A 22,299-nucleotide genomic window follows, 5' to 3' on the forward strand; every position below is an offset into this window, starting at 1 on the left:
ATTTTTAATTAATATTTCAATTATAAGATTATAATTTTAATAAAAGCACTTTTTAATTTACCTCCTCCTATTATCCAATAAAGGTAGAAGTTCTAAAAAATTGAGCGTTTACTTGCTGTATTAACACACAAGAATAAAAACTACAGGTTAAAACAATAAAATAGCTGAAATTTTTATTTTAAATAGGTAACTCCATATTGTTCAACTGCTCGTTATTCAAAAAAATAACAACTTATTATATAAAGAAAAAACCTTTAACTAAATTAGTTAAAGGTTTTTTTAGTAGCGGGAACTGGACTCGAACCAGCGACCTTCGGGTTATGAGCCCGACGAGCTACCTACTGCTCTATCCCGCGATTTGGATGGCAAAGATACAACGTTTTTTTAAAAAACCAACAACTTTTTAAAAATTAAAAATATTAAAGAGTACCTTTGCCGCCTTAAACATTGAAAATGAAGCATAAAGCAGGTTTTGTAAATATTATTGGTAATCCAAACGTTGGAAAATCAACATTAATGAATGCATTTGTAGGGGAGCGATTATCAATTATCACCTCAAAAGCTCAAACTACTCGTCATCGTATTTTAGGAATTGTGAATGGTGATGATTTTCAAATTTTATTTTCTGATACCCCTGGAATTATAAAACCAGCTTATGAATTACAAGCATCAATGATGGATTTTGTAAAATCTGCGTTTGAAGATGCCGATGTACTTATTTATATGGTTGAAATTGGTGAAAAAGAATTGAAAGATGAACAATTTTTTAATAAAATTCAAAATTCTAAAATTCCAGTTCTTCTATTAATTAATAAAATTGACAAATCTTCTCAAGAAGAAGTTGAAGAAAAATTACAATACTGGCAAGAAAAAGTTCCTAATGCTGAAGTGATGTTAATTTCAGCTTTAGAAAACTTTAATGTTGAAGGTGTTTTTAATAGAATATTAGAAATATTACCAGAATCACCAGCTTTTTATCCAAAAGATCAATTAACAGATAAGCCTGAACGATTTTTTGTGAATGAAGCTATTCGAGAAAAAATATTAATGCATTACAAAAAAGAAATTCCGTATGCAGTTGAAATAGAAACTGAAGAGTTTTTTGAGAGTGAAAAAATTATTAAAATTCGTTCTATAATTATGGTAGAACGCGAAACTCAAAAAGGAATTATTATTGGTCATAAAGGAGCTGCTTTAAAACGTGTAGGCGTTGAAGCACGCAAAGATTTACAGAAATTTTTTGATAAAAAAATACATCTAGAATTATACGTTAAAGTAAATAAAAACTGGAGGAATGACAAACGACAATTAAGGCGTTTTGGATATAACGATTAGTCTATTAAATTTATTATTTATATAATGTTTTCATCATAAACACATAAAGTTCATCCATCTGTTTATGCCCTCTTTTTTTTCCAATTCTACCTAAAAAATACATCACAATCCATACAATTGGTAAAGCAAACACCATACTTAATGCAAAGAAATTATCACTTTTTAAAGTCCTTTGCACATAAGCCATCACAGAAAACCCAATAAAAAAGACAGCCACAGCAAAATGAAAAAACATAAATAAAGTCCAAACTTGTGGTTTTGGACCAAACAACCCTTTAACAATTGTTGTTTTTTCTTTCACCTTTTCAATTTCAATATTTAATTGTGGAGACCAAAAATGATTTTCATTAATAGGAACATCAATTACAATATGTCCGTCAACTATTTTACTACAATATTTACAGTTACCATCTTCTAAGTTATCCTTAAATTTTTTAATTAAATTTAATTGATCATCATCAAAATTCATTTTAAATCTAGGGCGTAAATGTATATTGCTATTCCTATACTCACTCATTTTTTAATTTTTTTAGATTTGAAATATACTGTTTTTTATTAAATATCTTTTTTAGAAGTTGTAATCGGTTTCTTTTCAAATTAAAATTATGTAATTTCGCAAAAAATTAAAAAAAACCCAATGAGTAATATTGTAGCTATTGTAGGAAGGCCAAATGTTGGAAAATCTACGTTGTTTAATCGTTTAATTCAACGAAGAGAAGCAATTGTTGATTCAGTAAGTGGTGTTACGCGTGACAGAAATTATGGAAAAAGTGATTGGAATGGTAAAGAATTTTCTTTAATTGATACCGGTGGTTACGCTATTGGCTCTGAAGATGTTTTTGAAAGTGAAATTAGAAAACAAGTACAATTAGCTATTGATGAAGCAGATATAATTGTGTTTGTTGTTAATGTTGAAGATGGTATTACACCAATGGACACTGAAGTTGCAAATATTTTACGTAAAGTAAAAAAACCAATTTTTATGGCAGTTAATAAAGTTGATAACGCCATGCGTGACGCTGATGCTGTTGAATTCTACAATCTTGGCTTAGGTGATTATTATACAATTTCATCAATTAATGGAAGTGGAACAGGTGAGTTATTAGATGATTTAGCAAAAAAATTAAAAGATGAAGTTATAGAAGAAAATCTTCTTCCTCGTTTTGCAGTAGTTGGTCGTCCAAATGCAGGGAAATCTTCTTTTATAAATGCGCTAATTGGTGAAGATAGATTTGTTGTAACAGATATTGCTGGTACAACTCGTGATTCAATTGATACTAAATACAATCGTTTTGGGTTTGATTTTAATTTAGTAGACACTGCTGGTATTCGAAAAAAATCTAAAGTAAAAGAAGATTTAGAATTTTACACCGTAATGAGAGCAGTTAGAGCCATTGAATATTGCGATGTTGCCATTGTTGTAATTGATGCAACTCGTAATTTTGAAGGACAAGACGAAAATATATTTTGGCTAGCCGAAAAAAATAAAAAAGGTATTGTTATTTTAGTAAATAAGTGGGATTTAATTGAAAAAGAAACCAATACCATGCGCGACTTTGAAGCTAAAATTAGAAAAGAAATTGCACCATTTACTGATGTGCCAATTCTATTTATAAGTGCTTTAACTAAACAACGTATTTTTAAAGCTATTGAAACTGCTGTTGAAGTTTTTGAAAATAGAAAAAATAGAATTGCTACAAGCAAATTAAATGATACAATGCTAGATATTCTTAAGCATCATTCTCCACCAGCATATAAAGGGAAATTTGTTAAAATAAAATATTGTATGCAACTCCCAACACCAACACCTCAGTTTGTGTTTTTCTGTAATTTACCACAATATATTAGAGATCCATATAAACGTTTTGTTGAAAACAAGCTACGTGAATTATTTAATTTCAACGGTGTTCCAATAGTTATTTACTTCAGAAAAAAATAGGTATTCTTCAAATCAAATTGTTTTGAATAAATTACTTCTATAAATCATTTAGTTTAAACGATTTGAGAATTATTATTTACTCTTATCATTATTTTTATTATCTTATGTAATTAAAATTACATCTTTATGTACCTATTTTTACATAGTATAATTTCCTAACATTGTAATTTTGAACTTATTTTTAATCTAGACTAAATTAAAATAACATTAAACTAGAAATAACTATATGAAAATTTTAGTATTAGGTGGTGGTTTTGCAGGAGTTGAAGCAGCTATTAAACTTAGAAAATATGGATATGAAGTAACTTTAATTTCCGACAGAGATTATATGTTCATCTATCCAATATCTATATGGATTCCAGTTGGCGGAATTAGTTTTGAAGACACAAAATTAAATCTCTATGAACTACAAAAAAAACATGGATTTAATCTTATTATTGAAAAAATAACAAAAATTGACAATGAAAATCAGCAAATAATTACTGATAAATCAATTCATTCATACGACTATCTTTTTATTGGTCTTGGAATGAGTAAAGTTTATATAAAAGGCTTAGAATTTACACATTCTATTTGCGGTAAACCTCAGGAAGCTAACACCATCAAAGATAAGTTAGAAAAATTAGTTGCTAAAGGTAGCGGAACCATAAATGTAGGTTTTGGTGGAAATCCAAAAGATCCAACTTCTACAACAGTTAGAGGAGGTCCTGCTTTTGAATTATTATTTAACATAAGTAATTTTCTAAATAAAAAAGGATTAAGAGAAAAATTTAAACTTACCTTCTTTGCACCAATGGCTGAGCCTGGAAAACGTATGGGAGATAGGGCCTTTAAAAGTATGGGTGCTTTTTTTGAGCGTTATCATGTAAACACTCACTTCGGGATAAAAATTAAAGAATTTACTAAAGATGCAATTGTTTTTGCAAATAATACACAATTAAATTCCGATTTAACCTTGTTCATATCTGGTGGAGATGGAATGGATTTAATTAAAAACACAAGCCTACTCAAAAATGAAACTGGTTTTTTAAAAATTAATGAATTGTGCAGAGTAGAAAATGAAGATAATATCTATGCAATAGGAGATGCCGCAGCTATTATAAATCATCCGTGGGCAGCAAAACAAGGTCACATTGCTGAAGTAATGGCTGATGTGAGTACTTATAATTTCCACCATACCATAAAACAAACCGGAAAACGGAAAAGTTATTGGGAAAAACTACATATTATTTGTGTAATGGATAGTGGAGATGGAGCCGCTTTTGTAATGCGAACCTCAAAAAAAGAAATTATGATTCCCTTGCCAATTGTTGGTCATTGGCTTAAAAAAGGATGGGGTTGGTACTATAAACAAAGTAAAATGAAACGCATGTTCCGAATTCCAGGAATGTAATTTTAAAATAATTTTAAAAAATAAGTATGGAAGATATGATTTTCTACGATAGATTGCAGTTTGCATTTACTATCACATTTCACTATATATTTCCTCAGTTAACAATGGGATTATCATTATTGATAGTTTTTTTTAAATGGAAATTTTTAAGAACAAACATTGAAAAATATAACGATGCTGCTAAATTTTTTATGAAAATATTTGCAGTAAATTTTACTATGGGTGTTGTTACTGGAATTCCAATGGAATTTCAATTTGGTACAAATTGGGCTAAATTCTCTGAATTAACAGGAGGAATAATTGGTCAAACGTTGGCTATGGAAGGTTTGTTTTCCTTCTTTTTGGAATCTTCATTTTTAGTGCTATTTATTTTTGGTGAAAAATTAATGGGACAAAAATTACATTTCTTAACGGGTTTTCTAGTCTTTTTAGGTTCTTGGGCAAGTGGATGGTTTATATTAGCAACAAATGCCTGGATGCAGCATCCTGTAGGTTATGAAATTTTAGAAAATGGCAAATATGTTCTTCAAAATTTTTCAGCATTATTTGGTAATCCTTGGTTAATTCCTGCTTTCTTACACAATCAAATAGCTTCAGTTGTAACTTCTTCATTTGTTGTAGCAAGTATTGGTGCATTTTATATTTTAAGAAATAAAAGTGTAGAACATGGAAAATTATTTTTAAAAACAGGAATTATTTTCGGATTAATCTCAAGTTTACTTCTTGCATTCCCTACAGGTGACTGGAATGCTAAAAATGTAGCGAAATATCAACCTGCTTCTTTTGCTGCAATGGAAGGTATTTTTAAAACTGAAGAAGCTGGTGCTGAAATTGTTCTAATTGGGCAACCAAATATGGTTGAAAAAAAACTAGACAACAAAATTGCAGTTCCTAATATTTTAAGTTTTTTAACGTACCAAGATTGGAATAAACAAATTCCTGGTATGGATCAATTTAAAAAAGAAGAATTACCAGGTAATATTCCTGCACTCTATTATTCATATCATATTATGGTTGGTTTAGGAACTATTTTTATTGCAATCATGGGTATAGCGGTTTTCTTTTTATGGAAAAGAAAATTGTATTCAATTAAACCACTACTTTGGATAATTATGTTCTTAGTACCTTTCCCTTATATCGCCAATATCACAGGCTGGTATGTTGCTGAATTAGGGCGACAACCATATTTAGTATATGGTTTATTAAAAACAAGTGAAGGTATATCTCCAACAGTCTCATCTGGAAACACATTATTTACATTATTAGGGTTTGTAGGCTTATATATGTTGCTTGGTTTATTATTTTTAGTATTAGTAGGAAAAACTATTCATCAAGGCCCTAAACATTTAAAACATTAAATTATGGAAGTATTTTGGTTTATTATTATTGCAGCTGTTTTAGCTATGTTTTTTGTGTTAGATGGTTATGATTTTGGTACAGGTATTATTCATTTGTTTTTTGCAAAAAAAGAAAAAGATAAAGAAGTTATTGCAAAATCTGCAGGATTATTTTGGGACTCAAATGAAGTTTGGCTAGTTGCAGGTGGCGGAATGCTTTTTATGGCTTTCCCCACTTTTTACGCTTCAGTTTTTAGTGGCTTTTATCTTCCTCTAATTATAGTGTTATGGCTCATTATATTTAGAGCTATTGGACTAGAGTTTAGAAATCAATTTAACTATCAAATGTGGAAAACAATTTGGGACAAAGCATTTGGAATTTCAAGCTTATTATTAGCATTGTTTTTTGGTATTGCCTTAGGAAATATAGTTAGAGGTGTAAATTTAGGCGGAGTTGAAAATGGTATATCTGTTTATGAAGGACATTACTTTTTTTTACCATTGTGGGATAGTAGTTTTAGTCCGTTAAGTGAAACACCCGGCGTAATTGATTGGTTTACAATTGTTATTGGAATAATTTCTGTAGTAACTTTAGCAATACATGGTGCAACTTGGATCATCTTAAAAACAAATTCATCTATAAATAACAAACTTAAATCTATTATTTTTAATTTTAATATTATTTTACTAGTTCTAACTATATTTTCACTAATTATTTGGCAAATTATAAATCCAAATTCATTAAATAATTTTATTGAAAAGCCTTATTTAATTATTTTCCCAATTATTTATTTTTCTGGTTTAACTGGTTTATTTTTTGTGAAAAAAGTAAAAAAAGATATATATAATTTTATCTTTTCAACAATGGTAATTCTTGGTGGAATAACTTCATCCTTAGCATCTTTATTTCCTGTAATACTACCTTCAACAAATTCAATAAATGAATCGTTAACTATATTTAATACTGCAACAAATGAATATGGTTTATCTGTTGCTTTTAATTGGGGAATTGTGGGTATTATATTAATTATAATATATTTTGTGATACAAAAACGATTATTAGGAGGAAAAATAGACACTATGGATTACGGACATTAATTAAAAAGTTATGACCGCTACTTTAATTTCATTAATTAGCATTTTGATTGGAATAATTGGAGCAAATTCAGCTGCATTTATTTTAAAAAAATATTCTTTTGGTATTGTAGGAAATACAATTGCTGGTGTATTTGGAAGTATTTTTTTTATCAAATCCTTTGGTCGATTAGGATTTGATCCTATGTCCATTATTAAATTAGGTAATATTGATTTTAAATTATTTACACTTAACATAATAGTGTCTTTATTTGGAGGAATTACAGCAGTAATATTGGCGAAAAAATTAAAAAAAATAATGAATAGTGATAAAAAAGAATCATGAAAATAGCGATACCAACAAACGATAGAAATTTAATAGCTAAACGAACAGGGAGAGCTGCTGAATTTGCTATATATACAATTGATAGTGGAGAAATTAAATCTGTTAAATACGAAAAAAATACACATAACCAAGACGACCATGACAAGAATGAAGGTCACCACCACGGTGAAAATGAAAACCACAGCCATAACGGACACAATCATGAACATGGTAAACAGAATCATGATGAGCTTTTGGTTTTATTAGACGGCATTGATATTTTATTTGTAAGGGCTGTTGGAAAGTATATGAGAAAAACTTTAAAAAACGGGAGCATAAATTATCAATTGGTTAAAATTGATGCTATTTCTAAAATCTTAGAGGATTACCTAAAAAGTATAAATTAATAAATACTTGTGAAAAAGTATTCAAAAAATTAAGTGCTTTTTTATATATTCTATCACTTACTTTCCCGGTTGTAATATCCTAAAATAAAACCTAACACAACCGACCAAATAGCTGCTAAACCAATTTGATAAGGCTTATCTAACATAAAAGTAATTGTGTGTGCAGGAATCCAAAACCAAATAAGAGAAAATATTCCTTTATCAATATTTTTCCAGTTATTTTGTTTAGCAATTAAATTATCTAAAAATCGATGAAAAATTACAAGAAACAGCCCGTATTGCAAATTCATAGTTGCTGAAACTGTAAAAGCTCTACCAAACAATCCAAGTTCAGGAAGTAAATTATGAGAAACCAAATTATCTACAAATCCTTGAAAACCTACAAATGCATATTTAATTGTAACAGCAATTATTACCCATTCTAGCATTTTTAATAAAACAATTGAAATCTTATAAGGTGCGTATATTGCACCTTTTTGCATCCATTTTGAGAAAACATCACCTAAAGTTCCTAATATAGCAAACTGAATCATAGCGCTATAAATTGGATATTCTTTTACTAATTCAATGTATGAGTTCATATTTTCTATTCCTAGAAAGTAAAAATTTAATATTATTTAACTAAAAAAGAAAGTTTACCAGCCACCGCTTGCGCCACCTCCGCCGAAGCCTCCACCTCCGCCGAAACCACCAAAACCACCACTAGAACCACCTCCAAAACCTCCACTTCCAAAACCACCGCTAGAACCTCTACCTGCTCCACTCAATAAAATTGCGGTTAAAATATTAGCAGCTGTATTATTCCTATTGCCTCTATTACTACCTCCTCCTCTATTTTTCTTCGAAAAAACAATTATTAAAAATATAATTATGGTAATAATAAATATAATGTTTGAAAAACCTATCTTACTATTTTTAATTGGAGCATCATTTTTATATTCGCCTTTTAAAACTTCAATTATAACATCAATACCTTTATCTAAACCTGTATAATAATCTCCTTTTTTAAATTCAGGAATAATAATATTTTCTATAATCCTTCTGGATAGTGCATCTGTTAACAAATGCTCTACTCCATAACCAGTTTGAATTGAAATTTTTCTATCATCTTTTGCCAATAAAATAACAATTCCGTTATCTTTCCCTTTTTGGCCAATTTCCCATTTGTGAGCAAGTTGTGTAGTGTAAAAATTAATATCTTCTCCAAAAGTTGTTGGCATAATTAGTAAAAACATCTCTGTTGAAGTAGAATCGCTATAACGAATTAACTTTGTTTCTAAAGATGATTTTTCATTGGCACTTAAAGTGTTAGTACTATCTATTAAAGCTGGAATAAAACTTGGTTTATTTGGTATATTTTGTGAAAATATATTTCCAGTTATAAATAATAAAAACAGTAATATATATAAGAATTTTGTGCTACCCTTTTGAAATTTCATCTGATAATTCGTTTGTGTCATTTGATTCATAAGGAAAAAAGTTTTTTAATTTTTCTCCAACTTTAATAATAGCTAATTCAATACCTTTAGAGAATTCACCACTAGAAAAATGAGAAAGCACCAATTCTTTTTCTGATTCCCAAAAATCTTCCGGAACCTTATTATTAATACCTTCATCACCTAAAATAACAAATTTTCTACTTTCAACAGCAATATAAAACAACACTCCATTTCTTAATTTAGTAGTTTCCATCTTTAAAAGATGAAAAACCTCCAAAGCTCTTTCCATTGGAGGTTTTTCAGTACTTTTTTCAATATGAACTCTTATTTCTCCTGAAGTGTTTTTTTCCGCAGTTTTAATTGCTTCAATAATTTGTTGTTCTTGAGGTGCAGTTAAAAAATTTTCAATTTTTGACATATTCTTAATTAAAATTCAACTTTAGGAGCAACATCACTACCTTTAGCAGCCTGAAAACGAGCCATTTCATTAAAATTACCAATAAAATTATTTAAAATATTATTTGGAAATTTTTTGATGTGTTTATTAAATAGGTTTACAACTTTATTGAAACGATTACGTTCTACGTTTATCCTATTTTCTGTTCCTTCTAATTGACTTTGTAATTCTAAAAAGTTTTGATTTGCTTTTAAATCTGGATATTTTTCAACGGTAACTAATAACCTTGACAATGCTCCACTTAACCCATCTTGTGCTTTTTGAAAAGCAGCCATTTTATCTGGTGTTATATTCGTTGGGTCAATAGTTGTCTGTGTAGCTGCTGCCCTAGCTTTTATTACACCTTCTAAAGTTTCTTTTTCGTGTGCTGCATATCCTTTTACCGTAGAAACTAAATTAGGAATTAAATCTGCTCTTCTTTGATAAGCACTTTCAACGTTAGACCAAGATGTTTTTGCATTTTCTTCTAGTTCAACTGATGTATTATAAAATCCAACAGCTGTTCTATAAATTGCAAACACAATTACAGCTACAATTATTAAAGGTATTAACCACTTTTTCATTTGTATCGTTTTAAATTATTTATAGTTCTATTTATTAGTTGTAAATGGATATGTTTTGTTACAAAATATCCTCAAATTCTTAATCAATTTGACTTTTAATTTTTATTAGTTCTTGTTTTATCACTTCTAAACGAGAGATAATTTCATGATTATTTTTCACATTTTTAGGATTCTCTTTCATTTTGCTTTTAGCGCCCTCTAAAGTAAAACCTTTTTCCTTAACTAAGTAATAAATTAATTTTAAATTTTTAAGATCTTCCTGTGTGAATAACCTATTCCCCTTTTTATTTTTTTTTGGTTTTAAAATATCAAATTCTTTTTCCCAAAAACGAATATGTGAAGTGTTTAGACCGAAAGCTTTAGCAACTTCTCCTATTTTATAATATCTTTTTTCTGGTAAATCTATATACATTTAATTTAGTCTAATGATTGTCCTTCAATTTGAGCAGCTCTTTGCATTGCTTCAAATTCTTTAGGAGATAAATTTCCATAATAAAAATTAATTGGATTTATTTTTTTTCCGTTTTTATGAACTTCATAATGTAAATGAGGACCTAGTGAGCGCCCTGTAGTACCTACAAAGCCAATTAAATCTCCTCGTTTTACGTGTTTCCCCTTTTTTACATTGTATTTACTTAAATGTGCATAAAGCGTTATATAACCAAACCCGTGGTTTATTTCAATATGTTTACCAAAACCTGAAGCACGTTGATCTGCTCTTTTTACAATACCATCACCGGTTGCATAAACGGGCGTTCCTGTAGGTGCTGAAAAATCCATGCCATAATGCTTTTTTCTTGCCTTGGTAAAAGGGTCTGAACGCCAACCATAACCAGAAGCCATACGTGTTAAATCTTCTTTTTTAACTGGTTGAATAGCTGGTATTGCCGCTAATAATTTTTCTTTATTTTCAGCCAATTTTACAATTTCATCTAAAGATTTCGATTGTACATATAATTGTTTTGATAATATATCCATGTTTTTTGTTACATCAGTAACCATTTCAGAATTTTCAAAACCTTCTAAAGCTTTATACCTATTTACACCTCCAAAGCCTGCTTTTCTTTGTTCCTTAGGAATTGGATTTACTTCAAAATATAATCGATAAATATTATTATCCCTATCTTGAATTTCTTCTAATATTTTTTCTAGCTGAACAATTTTTTTACTATGTAATTCTTCATTTAATTTAACAAACTCTAATTCTCTTTTAATTTCCTTTTCTTTAGGAGATTCAAAAACAGGAGAAAAAATTACAAATCCCAAAAACATAAATATAATAGCTGCAACAATTGTTAGCATAAACCTTTTAAATTTATCTCTTTTTTTTACGCGTATCTTTTGATATGATAATGTATCAGAATCGTAATAATATTTTACCTTCGCCATAAATATAAATTATGTTATTTTTGCATCATAAAACGCCACAATATTTATTAATATTGTGACGCATAATTAACAAATTTACAAAATGTTTTACAAAAGCTGTAAAGCACACTGTATTTAGTATATAATTAACAAATGAAATCACAACAAGTCCGTAAAGAATTTTTAAACTTCTTTGAATCAAAAAAACACGCTATAGTTCCTTCTTCACCAATTGTACTAAAGAATGATCCAACACTTATGTTTGCCAATGCCGGTATGGTGCCTTTTAAAGAGTATTTTTTAGGTCAAAAAAATATTATAGACAAACGAATTGCTGATACGCAAAAGTGCTTACGTGTTTCAGGAAAACATAACGATTTAGAAGAAGTAGGAAAAGATACTTACCACCATACCATGTTTGAAATGTTAGGAAACTGGAGTTTTGGTGATTACTTTAAAAAAGAAGCAATTTCATGGGCTTGGGAATTACTTGTTGATGTTTTAAAAATTGACAAAAATTGTTTATATGTGACTGTTTTTGAAGGTGCAAAAGAAGATGGTTTAAGTTATGACCAAGAAGCTTACGATTATTGGAAAGAACATATTAGTGAAGATCGTATTATTAACGGAAATAAAAAAGATAACTTTTGGGAAATGGGTACTCAAGGACCTTGTGGACCTTGTTCTGAAATTCATGTTGATATTAGATCTGATGAAGAAAAAGCCAAAATTTCTGGAAAAAGTTTGGTAAATATGGATCATCCACAAGTAGTGGAAATTTGGAATTTAGTATTTATGGAATTTAACCGTAAAGCTAATGGTTCCTTAGAAAAACTACCCCAGCAACACGTTGATACAGGAATGGGGTTTGAACGTTTATGTATGGTTTTACAAAACAAACAATCTAATTACGATACTGATGTATTTACTCCTTTAATTAGGGAAGTTGAAGCAATTACAAATAACAATTATGGTAAAAATGAAGAAATTGATATTGCCATTCGCGTAATTTCTGATCACGTTAGAGCGGTTGCTTTTGCTATTGCAGATGGACAATTACCTTCAAATACTGGTGCTGGCTATGTAATTAGACGAATTTTAAGAAGAGCTATACGTTACGGTTTTACTTTTTTAACTATTAAAGAACCTTTTATCTACAAATTAGTTCTAACCTTAACCAAACAAATGGGAGACTATTTCCCAGAATTAAAAGCTCAACATCAATTAATTACAAACGTTATTAAAGAAGAAGAAATATCTTTTTTACGAACTTTAGATCAAGGGCTGGTTTTATTAGATGGAATTATTAATAACACACAAGGAAAAGAAGTTTCAGGTAAAAAAGCATTCGAATTATTTGATACTTATGGATTCCCAATAGATTTAACAGCTTTAATTCTTTCTGAAAAAGGAATGACACTTAATGAAGTTGATTTCAATTCTGAATTAGAAAAACAAAAAAATAGATCTAGAGCTGCTGCTGTTGTTGAAACAGATGATTGGGTTATTTTATATGATGACGATGAAGAGGAATTTATTGGCTACGACACGCTTGAAGCCACTATTAAAATTACACGTTACAGAAAAGTATCATCAAAAAAAGAGGGTGATATATATCAGTTAGTTTTTAATATGACACCATTTTATGCTGAAGGTGGTGGGCAAGTTGGTGATAAAGGATATCTTGAAGTTACGAATGGAAATATTATTTATATTGTTGATACCAAAAAAGAAAATAATTTAATTATTCATTTTGCTAAAAGTTTACCTAAAGATCCTACGCAAAAATTTAAAGTTGTTGTAGATGAAACACAGCGCTTTAGAACCGCTTGTAATCATTCTGCAACACACTTATTACAACAAGCTTTACGTGAAGTTTTAGGAACCCATGTAGAACAAAAAGGTTCATTTGTGCATTCTAAAAATTTACGTTTCGATTTTTCTCATTATGCAAAACTTACTGTAGATGAGCTTCGAGCAGTTGAAGATTTTGTAAATGCACGAATCAACAATAAATTGCCTTTACAAGAATTTAGGAACATTCCTATGGAAACTGCACTAAAAAAAGGTGCAATGGCTTTATTTGGTGAAAAATATGGAGATACTGTTCGAACAATTCAGTTTGGAAACTCAATAGAATTATGTGGAGGAATTCATGTGCAAAACACAAGTGATATTTGGCATTTTAAAATAACTTCAGAAAGTGCAATTGCTGCAGGAATTAGACGTATTGAAGCTATTACTAATGATGCAGCCAAAGAGTTTTATTTTGAAAACAATAGCGTATATTCAGAAATAAAAACCTTGCTGAAAAACTCTAAAAATCCTAAAAAAGCAATTGTTGATTTACAAGAGGAAAATACTTCATTAAAAAAACAAATTGAGGGTTTATTAAAAGATAAAACAAAAAGTTTAAAAGGCAATTTAATTAATGATGTTGAAGCTATTAATGGCGTTAACTTTTTAGCCAAAAAAATAGATTTAAATCAAAATAGCATCAAAGATTTAGCCTTTGATTTAGGGAATCAAATAGATAATTTATTTTTATTAGTTGGTTCAGAATCAGAAGGAAAAGCTTTTTTAACCTGTTATATTGCTAAAAATTTGGTAGAGGAAAAACAATTAAATGCCAGTAAAGTAGTTCGTGAACTTGGAAAATTAATTCACGGCGGCGGCGGCGGACAAGCATTTTTTGCTACTGCTGGTGGTAGAAACCCTGAAGGAATTGAACAAGCTTTAGAAAAAGGAAAAAATTATATCTCATAATATTGAATTTCAGAACTAATATACAATTACAGCAAGAACGTAATCAAATAGATTATGCTTCAAAATTATTGTTAATTGGTTCATGTTTTTCAGGAAATATATATACTAAATTAAACTACTTTAAGTTTCATGCTTTTAGTAATTCATTTGGTATTTTGTTCAATCCAATTGCTATTGAAAACTTAATTACCAATGCCATTAATAAAAAAAAATATACCGAAAAAGATATTTTTAATTTAAATGAACGTTGGCATTGTTTTGATGCACATTCCGATTTAAGCAGTGCTGAAAAGAATGAATTATTAACTAATTTAAACACTGCTATTACAGTAACAAATAAACAAATTGAGAATACAACTCATATTATAATAACTTTAGGTTCAGCTTGGGTCTATCGATTTATTGAAACAGATACTATTGTTGGTAATTGCCATAAAGTTCCACAAAAAAAGTTTTTAAAAGAGTTACTTTCTATCAAAAAAATAATTGCTAGTTTAGAGAATATTATTGCATTAATAAAAAGTGTAAATCCAACAATTAATATCATTTTTACAGTAAGTCCTGTTCGTCATTTAAAAGATGGATTTGTTGAAAATTCACAAAGTAAAGCTCATTTATTAGCTGCAATTCATCAAATAACAAATCGTAGAAATCAGTTATTTTACTTTCCTTCTTATGAAATAATGCTAGATGATTTACGAGATTATCGCTTTTACAATAGCGATATGGTTCATCCAAACGAAACAGCCATCAATTATATTTGGGAACAATTTCAACAAGTTTGGATACATGAAAAATCAACTTCTATGATGAAGGAAGTTGATACTATTCAAAAAGGATTAGCTCACAAACCTTTTAATCCAACTTCTGAACAACATCAACAATTTTTAAAGGATTTAGATAAAAAAATTACTTCTTTAAAAAATATTTACAACATTACTTTTTAAAATATACGTCAAATGCCGTATTGATTTCTCTTTCAATTTATTAGATTTTTGAAGTAACTAATTCATAAATTAATTAAAATGAAAAAAATAATGTTATTTATTTCTTTGCTATTTATAGCAAATACATACGCACAACAAATAGGGAAAGTAGAAATTAAAAAAGAGTCGGGTTTTGCAATGAAAAAATTTGCAGATGCTCCAAAAAAAATCTTCATTCAAGACTTCTTTGTAAATTATCAAATGCTATACGACCAAGTAGAAATAGCAAAAGGAGGAAGAGAAATTGGTGGAGGTCATAGAGGTAAAGCAAAAGCTCAATTAGTGTTAGGTGTACAAGGTGTAAGTGAAACAGACTTACAAGAAATAACAGATAAACTGTATGCTGAGTATATTTCAAAATTAAAAGCAAAAGGGTTTCAAATTATTACAGCAGATGAAGCTTCAAAAATAGACAGATTTAAAGATTGGAAACTCGTTAAGGGAGGAGCTCCAAGTAAAGCACAATTTCCAGGGTATGTTTCTACTGCACCAACAGATGTGTTATTCTTAGTTAGGAAAATGAATTCAAAAGGTAAAATTAAAAAGAAAAGTATTTTTGATAATGGAATGGGAACATCTAAAGATTTAGGAGGTACAGTTGTAGCAAGGGTTAATATTGTCATACCTTTTATTAAAGATGCCGAATCTCAAGGTAGTAAAGCATTAACAAAAACCTTTGGAGGTGTAGCTAAAATAGTTGCAAAAACAGAGCTTAGCATTACAAAATCGACTTCTGTCACTAAAAAAGGGGCGTGGGGTAAAGTTCTTATTTTAAATTCTTCAAGCTTATTTGCTTATAAAGAAGGATTGAAAAACCAAGCATCCTTAATTATAGTACCTAAAAAGAAAATTTTAATTAATGGTGTTTTTGAAAGTAAAAAATACAAAGCAATAAAAAGTGCTTCACAAGATTTATGGGGAACTAGTGTTGGAGCTTTAAGAGTATTTAATGTAAACGATCAAGTTTTAAAGAAAATGCAAGCCGTTTCTTGTGATTCAGAAAAATATAAGAATGGTGTGTTTCAGGCTGGTCTAGCTTATCTTAATAAATCATTAGACCCATTTTTAGTAAATATTAAATAAACCAAGTTTAATTATTATTTAAAAATCATTTAATTATAAACCTGAGTTAAACATAAAGACTTCTAATTATTAGTCATTTATAAATTCTATAGTAAAAACGGGTGTCATTCCTGCGAAGGCAGGAATCTAAACGCATCCTATTTATATGGATTCCTGCCTTCGCAGGAATGACAAAACAACTATAAAACGCACTAATTCAACAATTTGTATTATTTTCCTTATGTCGAACTCTCGATATAAGACTATTTCAAAAGCCTACACTAATGAAATAATTTTCTAACCAATTCAATGTTAATTTATTGAATTGGTTATTTTTTTTTAAATTGCTAAAAATCAAATTTTTCAATGAAAATAAAACTACTTTTTATATTCATTTTAATTTTTAATATAACTATTTCTCAAAATAGTTTTTTTGTTGATAGCATTCAGAAAAAAATTGAAGGCCTCCAAAAAAAAGAAAAATTAAAACAGCTATTAGAAATTCCATACGATAAATTTATGGGGAATATTTCTTCTTCTAAATCTCTTGCGCAAAAAGCTATTAAAATTGCTATAGAATTAAACGATAGCATTTCATTAGCTGAAGCAAATATACTTTTAGCACAAATTTATAATTATCAGGATAAACGTGAAAAAAAAATAATCTACAATTTAAATGCCATCCGAATTTATGAAGAAATTGGAAAACTTGAAGAAGCTGGTTATGCCTACGGTGAATTAGGATTTTCAATAAAAAGAGAAGATCTTAAAAGTGCGCTATTTTATATGCGTAAAGGGTTAAAAATTATTAATAAAATTAACAATCTTAAAACCCCAGATGCAACACTAGATAATTATGGAATTTTACAAAGAATGATTAAAAATTATGACAGTGCTATTTATTACCATAATAAATCATTACAACTAAAAAAATTAAATAATGATAGTATTGGAATTCCTTATAGTTATGTTCATTTAGCTACGGTAAATATTAATTTGAAAAACTACAAAAAAGCTAAACAATATATTGATAGCGCTCATGTTATTCGTGTAAAACGTTCAGATATTTATGGAATTACAGATAACTATGTATATTATGGCGACCTTTATTTCTCAAAAGAAAATTATACGTTAGCTCTTGAAAATTATAAAAAAGGATTCGATTTATCTATTAAAAACAACTTTTTATCCTTACAAAAATATTGCGCTAATTATTTAACAAAATCTTACCTTAAACAAGAGGACTATAAAAATGCATTTACCTACAATAGTATATTTCAAAGTTTAAAAGATAGCACCATAAATACTCAAACAAATACTACAGTTGCTGAACTTCAAATAGAATTTGAAACCGAAAAAAAAGAAAAAGAAATAGCACAACAAAAAGAACAATTATTAAAAAACAAACTCGAAATTAAAAGTAAAAATTTAATATCTATCATGTTAAGTTCTCTACTATTATTGCTAGTTGTAATTTCTTTTGGTTTATATAAAAGGCAACAACATAAAAAAAGAGAATTTAAAAATAAATTACTTCTTAAAGAAGCGCAAATTTATAACAAATTACAAAATCAACGATTACGAATTTCCAGAGATTTACATGATAATATTGGATCTCAACTTACATTTATAATCTCATCAATAGATAATTTAAAATTTATCACAAAAAAATCTAATAAAAACCTAAAAACTAAACTTTCTGAAATAAACGAATTTACAAATTCAACCATTTCTCAACTTAGAGATACTATTTGGGCTATGAACAAAAATGAAATTAACTTTGAAGATTTACAAAGTCGTGTTTTAACATTTATTGAAAAAGCAAAGATAGTTGCCCCAACTATTCATTTTAAATTTAGTTCAACTGTGAAAAGTTCAGTTGTGTTTTCTTCAATGAAAGGAATGAATATATTTAGAGTTTTACAAGAGTCTATAAATAATAGTTTAAAATATGCTAAAGCTACTGAAATTTCAATTGCTTTTTCTGAGACTAAAAATGAACTACTTTTTAATAGTACAGATAACGGAAATGGTTTTGATATAAATACCGTAAAACTTGGAAACGGTTTAGAAAATATGCAAAAAAGGATTCAAGAAATTAATGGTGTGTTATCTATAAATTCTGAAATTAATAAAGGTACAAATATTCAAATTAAATGCTTAAAAAATAAGTCAAATGACGTATAGGTTTACCTTGTAATAATTTTTAAATTTATCTATCTAAACTAAAAAATATAGTATGAACCTTAAAATAGCCATCGCCGAAGATAATAGCTTTTTAGCCAAAGCAATAATAGAGAAATTAGCCTTTTTTAATAATTTTAATTTCAAATTTAAAGGTGCAAATGGTGCTGAACTAATTGGGAAACTAGAAGCTAATCATAATATTGATGTTATTTTAATGGATATTCAAATGCCTGAAATGGATGGTGTAACAGCCACAGAGTTAATTAAAAACAAATATCCTCATATAAAAATTATTATGCTTACTGTTTTTGATGATGATGAAAATATATTCAACGCTATAAAAGCTGGGGCAAATGGCTATTTATTAAAAGAAATAGACGCTGAAAATTTACATAAATGTATTTTAGAAGTTGTAAATGGTGGAGCACCTATGACACCAAGTATTGCACTTAAAACACTAAACCTTTTACGAAATCCAACGAATATTGAAAAGAAAAAAAATATTAAAGAGCTTAAATTAACAAATCGAGAAATTGATATTTTGGAACACCTTAGTAAAGGTTTAAATTATAATAAAATTGCTAAAAATTTAATAATTTCTCCTTCAACGGTTAGAAAACATATTGAAAATATTTATAAAAAATTGCAGGTACATAATAAAGTAGAAGCTATTACCAAAGCAAAAAAACACAAACTAATATAAAAAAAAAGGAGAAGCATTGCTTCTCCTTTTTTTTGTTAATTTATGAACCCTTTAGTTTACAAACTTTGCGACATTTTGCCAAGGACCACCATTAATAACATCAACTCCATGTTTACTTAAAAACGATGTAGCTTGCCCACTTCTGGCTCCACTTCTACAAACAGCAATAATTTTTTTATTGAGTGCTTTAATTTCTTCAACATTCATTGGAATAGAATTTAAAACTATGTTTTTAGAACCATTTACGTGTCCTCCGCTAAACTCTTGCGATGTTCTAACATCTATAACAATAGCTCCATCTTTTATATACTCTTCAATAGATCCACTATCATTTCCACCTCCAAATAAACCAAAAAAACTCATCTTTTTATATTTTAATTTTGGCGCAAATATAGCTTTTTAATTCAAAAAAAAAGTAACACTAATTACTATTTCTATTTAGTTAATAGTTTCAAGCCGTTTTCAATCAAAAAATGATACTTTTTAAGTTGTTTTAAAATACCCAAGTAACCTAATAACTCAGCTTCAAATGGTGAATTTGTACTATAAACCAATTCATACATTTCAAGTGGTAAAAGCCAATCGTTTGGGTAAGATTCTTTTAATTTTGTTAGAATTGAAGTTAATTTAATTATTTCTACATTGTTACTTTCTCTTAATTTAGCAACATTATTATACAATTTATGAAGTTGAATTTCTTCTTTAGAGTACTTTATTTTATGAGTTTTATTTTTAGAAATTTTACCTAATTTTTTAAATGATTTTACGGAAGCTGCCCCTGCAAAGGCTGAAATTATATCTTTTCCAACTGCCATATCATAAATTCCCCATTCTGGCTGAAACAATATCGTATTGTTATTAGTTACAGTACAATTCTTAAAAGAAATCAATACAATTTTACCTTGTAAATCTCTTTTCCCTGTAATTACTTCACCTTCAACTTTAATATCTCCTTCAAAAAGCAACGTTGTTTTTTTACCTTCATAAATACCATACACTTCTAAATCTTTGGGAGACATATCTTCAATCGCTAAATTAATGCCTTTTAGTTTTCCTATTGGACTTCCAAAACCTTCTGAATGATACTCAATTCCGTGCCCAACTAATTCTTTATTTCTAGTTGCTAAAGCTGTTTTTCCTACTGTTTGAATATAAACCGGTTTGTCATTTTCATCAGTAATAACATTTGAAAAAATTCCTGAAATTTGTATTCCTGTACTTAATTCTATCGTTCCTAAATTTTTAGAATTAATTAATTTTTGAACCCCTCTTAAACCTCCTTTTCTAATAGCCATTTTATTGGCAAATTCTTCTAAAACAAAACTTAAATGTGCAAAATTAGGCGTTACAAATAGTTGTGGTTGTTGTTTTGTAATATCAAAATTTTGAGTTGCAGCATTAATAGTATAGGGCATTTTTTTTACTTTATCGGTTAAACACCACTTGCTTTCCCCAATAGAAGATAATAACCCAGCACCATAAATTTTTGGTTGTTCTAATGTTCCTATAAGACCATATTCAACAGTCCACCAATGTAAATTTCGTATCTGAGCCATTTCAGAAAGTTCCCCCATATTATGTTGCAAATTTTCCACTTCTAATTGGACATTTCTAATTTCATCTACTGAAGAGTTTGGGTTCTCTTTTAAAATAGAAAGCAATCGAATTGCTTCATACATTTCAAAATCTTTTGCTGAAGAAATTGCTTTACATCCAATTTCCCCAAACCTTCTTAAATATTCTGCATATTCTGGATTTGCAATTATTGGCGCATGACCTGCTGCTTCATGAATAATATCAGGTGCAGGTGTGTATTCAATATGCTCTAAAGTTCTAATATCTGAAGCAATTACTAACACATTATAAGCTTGAAATTCCATAAAAGCGTTGGGTGGAATAAAACCATCAACTGAAACTGCAGCCCAACCAATATCTTTTAAAATACGGTTCATACCTTCCATTTTCGGGATATAATCTTTAGAAATACCCGTTTTTTCTATACCTTTTATATATGATTTGTGTGCAACTTTACTTAAATAATCAATATTCATTCGCATTACATATCGCCAAACTGCCTGATTTTGTGCAGTGTATTCTTTATAAGGCTGCTTAACAATAAATTGATGTAGGTGCTTTGGCAAACGTTTTGTAACACTATTAAATTTTATTGTTTTCTTCATTTATATAATATTATGAACTGAATTTACACTTTTAAAATTTAGTGAAAATAACACAAAAATTTAACTTTTTATATTTACAATATTATAATTAAAAAAATAAGCGCTCCCCCAGTTCTTGAAAAGATAATTAAAAAATACAGCACATAGCATCAAATAAGTAATTCGTAGTTGTTTCCGCAATCGTTTTAGTAATTTTCACAACAATTTAAGACCTCTTTATAAAGCTCTTAAGTTGAATACTTCGTATATTTGGCATCTAAAATAAATACAACTTAGAATGAATAAGAAAGTGATTTTAATGATTTTAGATGGTTGGGGAATTACGCAAGACCCAAAAGTTTCTGCAGTTTTCAATGCAAATACTTCTTATATAGATAACTTATATCACAAATATGCAAACGCAAGTTTACGAACTGATGGTGAACATGTTGGCTTACCTATAGGTCAAATGGGAAACAGTGAAGTTGGCCACATGAATTTAGGTGCTGGAAGAATTGTTTACCAAAACTTGGTTCGTATCAATATGGCTGTTAAAAATAAAACCTTAGGGAAAGAAAAAGTTCTATTAGATGCATTTTCTTATGCTAAAAAAAATAACAAGAATATTCATTTATTAGGGTTGGTTTCTGATGGTGGAATTCACTCACACATCAATCATTTAAAAGGGTTATTAAACGTTGCTTCTGAAAAAAATGTAGAAAATATTTACTTACATGCATTTACAGATGGAAGAGATTGTGATCCAAAGTCAGGAAAATACTTTATCAATGCTATTCAA

21 protein-coding genes, 1 tRNA gene and 1 pseudogene are annotated in these 22,299 nt (G+C 28.6%); 13 read left to right on the top strand and 10 right to left on the bottom strand.

Annotation, left to right across the window (positions count from 1 at the left end; genetic code table 11):
- Positions 1-283: 283 nt before the first annotated feature.
- A tRNA-Met gene (locus QM495_RS09195) sits at positions 284-356 on the bottom strand.
- 97 nt (positions 357-453) lie between these two features.
- Between QM495_RS09195 and era the strand changes: the two genes are divergently transcribed.
- Positions 454-1,335, top strand: a complete 882-nt coding sequence (gene era / locus QM495_RS09200; protein WP_408671812.1) for a GTPase Era — start codon at positions 454-456, stop codon at positions 1,333-1,335.
- Positions 1,336-1,348: 13 nt separating this feature from the next.
- On the opposite strand, the gene QM495_RS09205 is transcribed toward era, so the two are convergent.
- Positions 1,349-1,852, bottom strand: coding sequence for a GTP-binding protein (locus QM495_RS09205; protein WP_408671813.1), 504 nt, complete (start codon positions 1,850-1,852; stop codon positions 1,349-1,351).
- A gap of 120 nt (positions 1,853-1,972) precedes the next feature.
- On the opposite strand from QM495_RS09205, the gene der reads away from it, so the two are divergent.
- The 6 genes from der to QM495_RS09235 all read left to right on the top strand — a co-directional run bounded on the left by der (position 1,973) and on the right by QM495_RS09235 (position 7,810).
- On the top strand, positions 1,973-3,274 hold the full coding sequence (der, locus tag QM495_RS09210) for a ribosome biogenesis GTPase Der (protein ID WP_408671814.1): 1,302 nt from the start codon (positions 1,973-1,975) through the stop codon (positions 3,272-3,274).
- A gap of 226 nt (positions 3,275-3,500) precedes the next feature.
- A complete protein-coding gene (locus tag QM495_RS09215) occupies positions 3,501-4,667 on the top strand; it encodes an NAD(P)/FAD-dependent oxidoreductase (RefSeq protein ID WP_408671815.1) in 1,167 nt (388 codons plus the stop codon).
- A gap of 26 nt (positions 4,668-4,693) precedes the next feature.
- A complete protein-coding gene (locus tag QM495_RS09220; RefSeq protein ID WP_408671816.1) occupies positions 4,694-6,025 on the top strand; it encodes a cytochrome ubiquinol oxidase subunit I in 1,332 nt (443 codons plus the stop codon).
- 3 nt (positions 6,026-6,028) lie between these two features.
- Complete coding sequence (cydB, locus tag QM495_RS09225) at positions 6,029-7,102, top strand: cytochrome d ubiquinol oxidase subunit II (RefSeq protein WP_408671817.1); 1,074 nt, start codon at positions 6,029-6,031, stop codon at positions 7,100-7,102.
- A gap of 10 nt (positions 7,103-7,112) precedes the next feature.
- Positions 7,113-7,424: a hypothetical protein gene (locus tag QM495_RS09230; RefSeq protein ID WP_408671818.1), complete on the top strand. Its 312-nt coding sequence runs from the start codon at positions 7,113-7,115 to the stop codon at positions 7,422-7,424.
- The gene (locus tag QM495_RS09235; protein ID WP_408671819.1) at positions 7,421-7,810 is read left to right on the top strand and encodes a NifB/NifX family molybdenum-iron cluster-binding protein; all 390 of its coding nucleotides are present in this window, start codon (positions 7,421-7,423) and stop codon (positions 7,808-7,810) included. Before QM495_RS09230 ends, QM495_RS09235 begins: the two co-directional genes overlap by 4 nt.
- A gap of 53 nt (positions 7,811-7,863) precedes the next feature.
- Here QM495_RS09235 and QM495_RS09240 read toward each other — a convergent pair whose 3' ends face one another.
- From QM495_RS09240 to QM495_RS09265, 6 genes are all read right to left on the bottom strand, one after another.
- Positions 7,864-8,391: a hypothetical protein gene (locus QM495_RS09240; protein ID WP_408671820.1), complete on the bottom strand. Its 528-nt coding sequence runs from the start codon at positions 8,389-8,391 to the stop codon at positions 7,864-7,866.
- Between the two features lie 54 nt (positions 8,392-8,445).
- Positions 8,446-9,249: a TPM domain-containing protein gene (locus QM495_RS09245; protein ID WP_408671821.1), complete on the bottom strand. Its 804-nt coding sequence runs from the start codon at positions 9,247-9,249 to the stop codon at positions 8,446-8,448.
- A complete protein-coding gene (locus QM495_RS09250) occupies positions 9,230-9,667 on the bottom strand; it encodes a TPM domain-containing protein (protein ID WP_408671822.1) in 438 nt (145 codons plus the stop codon). Before QM495_RS09250 ends, QM495_RS09245 begins: the two co-directional genes overlap by 20 nt.
- An 8-nt stretch (positions 9,668-9,675) precedes the next feature.
- Positions 9,676-10,269: a LemA family protein gene (locus QM495_RS09255; protein WP_408671823.1), complete on the bottom strand. Its 594-nt coding sequence runs from the start codon at positions 10,267-10,269 to the stop codon at positions 9,676-9,678.
- Positions 10,270-10,348: 79 nt separating this feature from the next.
- A complete protein-coding gene (locus QM495_RS09260; RefSeq protein WP_408671824.1) occupies positions 10,349-10,681 on the bottom strand; it encodes a MerR family transcriptional regulator in 333 nt (110 codons plus the stop codon).
- A 5-nt stretch (positions 10,682-10,686) separates the two neighbouring features.
- On the bottom strand, positions 10,687-11,658 hold the full coding sequence (locus tag QM495_RS09265; protein ID WP_408671825.1) for a M23 family metallopeptidase: 972 nt from the start codon (positions 11,656-11,658) through the stop codon (positions 10,687-10,689).
- 132 nt (positions 11,659-11,790) lie between these two features.
- Here QM495_RS09265 and alaS point away from each other — a divergent pair, with 132 nt between their 5' ends.
- The 5 genes from alaS (at position 11,791) to QM495_RS09290 (ending at position 19,341) form a co-directional block, all read left to right on the top strand.
- Positions 11,791-14,403, top strand: a complete 2,613-nt coding sequence (gene alaS / locus QM495_RS09270; RefSeq protein WP_408671826.1) for an alanine--tRNA ligase — start codon at positions 11,791-11,793, stop codon at positions 14,401-14,403.
- 2 nt (positions 14,404-14,405) lie between these two features.
- Positions 14,406-15,350, top strand: coding sequence for a GSCFA domain-containing protein (locus tag QM495_RS09275; protein ID WP_408671827.1), 945 nt, complete (start codon positions 14,406-14,408; stop codon positions 15,348-15,350).
- Positions 15,351-15,428: 78 nt separating this feature from the next.
- The gene (locus QM495_RS09280) at positions 15,429-16,472 is read left to right on the top strand and encodes a hypothetical protein (protein WP_408671828.1); all 1,044 of its coding nucleotides are present in this window, start codon (positions 15,429-15,431) and stop codon (positions 16,470-16,472) included.
- A 345-nt stretch (positions 16,473-16,817) separates the two neighbouring features.
- Positions 16,818-18,638, top strand: a complete 1,821-nt coding sequence (locus tag QM495_RS09285) for a histidine kinase (RefSeq protein WP_408671829.1) — start codon at positions 16,818-16,820, stop codon at positions 18,636-18,638.
- A 52-nt stretch (positions 18,639-18,690) separates the two neighbouring features.
- The gene (locus tag QM495_RS09290; protein WP_408671830.1) at positions 18,691-19,341 is read left to right on the top strand and encodes a response regulator; all 651 of its coding nucleotides are present in this window, start codon (positions 18,691-18,693) and stop codon (positions 19,339-19,341) included.
- Positions 19,342-19,392: 51 nt separating this feature from the next.
- Here QM495_RS09290 and QM495_RS09295 read toward each other — a convergent pair whose 3' ends face one another.
- Entirely contained in the window at positions 19,393-19,704 is a 312-nt protein-coding gene (locus QM495_RS09295) for a rhodanese-like domain-containing protein (RefSeq protein ID WP_408671831.1), read from the bottom strand.
- 71 nt (positions 19,705-19,775) lie between these two features.
- Positions 19,776-21,521 (bottom strand): aromatic amino acid hydroxylase, encoded by a 1,746-nt coding sequence (locus QM495_RS09300; RefSeq protein WP_408671832.1) that lies wholly within the window; start codon positions 21,519-21,521, stop codon positions 19,776-19,778.
- Between the two features lie 277 nt (positions 21,522-21,798).
- On the opposite strand from QM495_RS09300, the pseudogene QM495_RS09305 reads away from it, so the two are divergent.
- A pseudogene (locus tag QM495_RS09305) lies at positions 21,799-22,299 on the top strand (2,3-bisphosphoglycerate-independent phosphoglycerate mutase); the annotation flags it as partial.

Source organism: Lutibacter sp. (assembly GCF_046055765.1).
Taxonomy (GTDB): domain Bacteria; phylum Bacteroidota; class Bacteroidia; order Flavobacteriales; family Flavobacteriaceae; genus Lutibacter.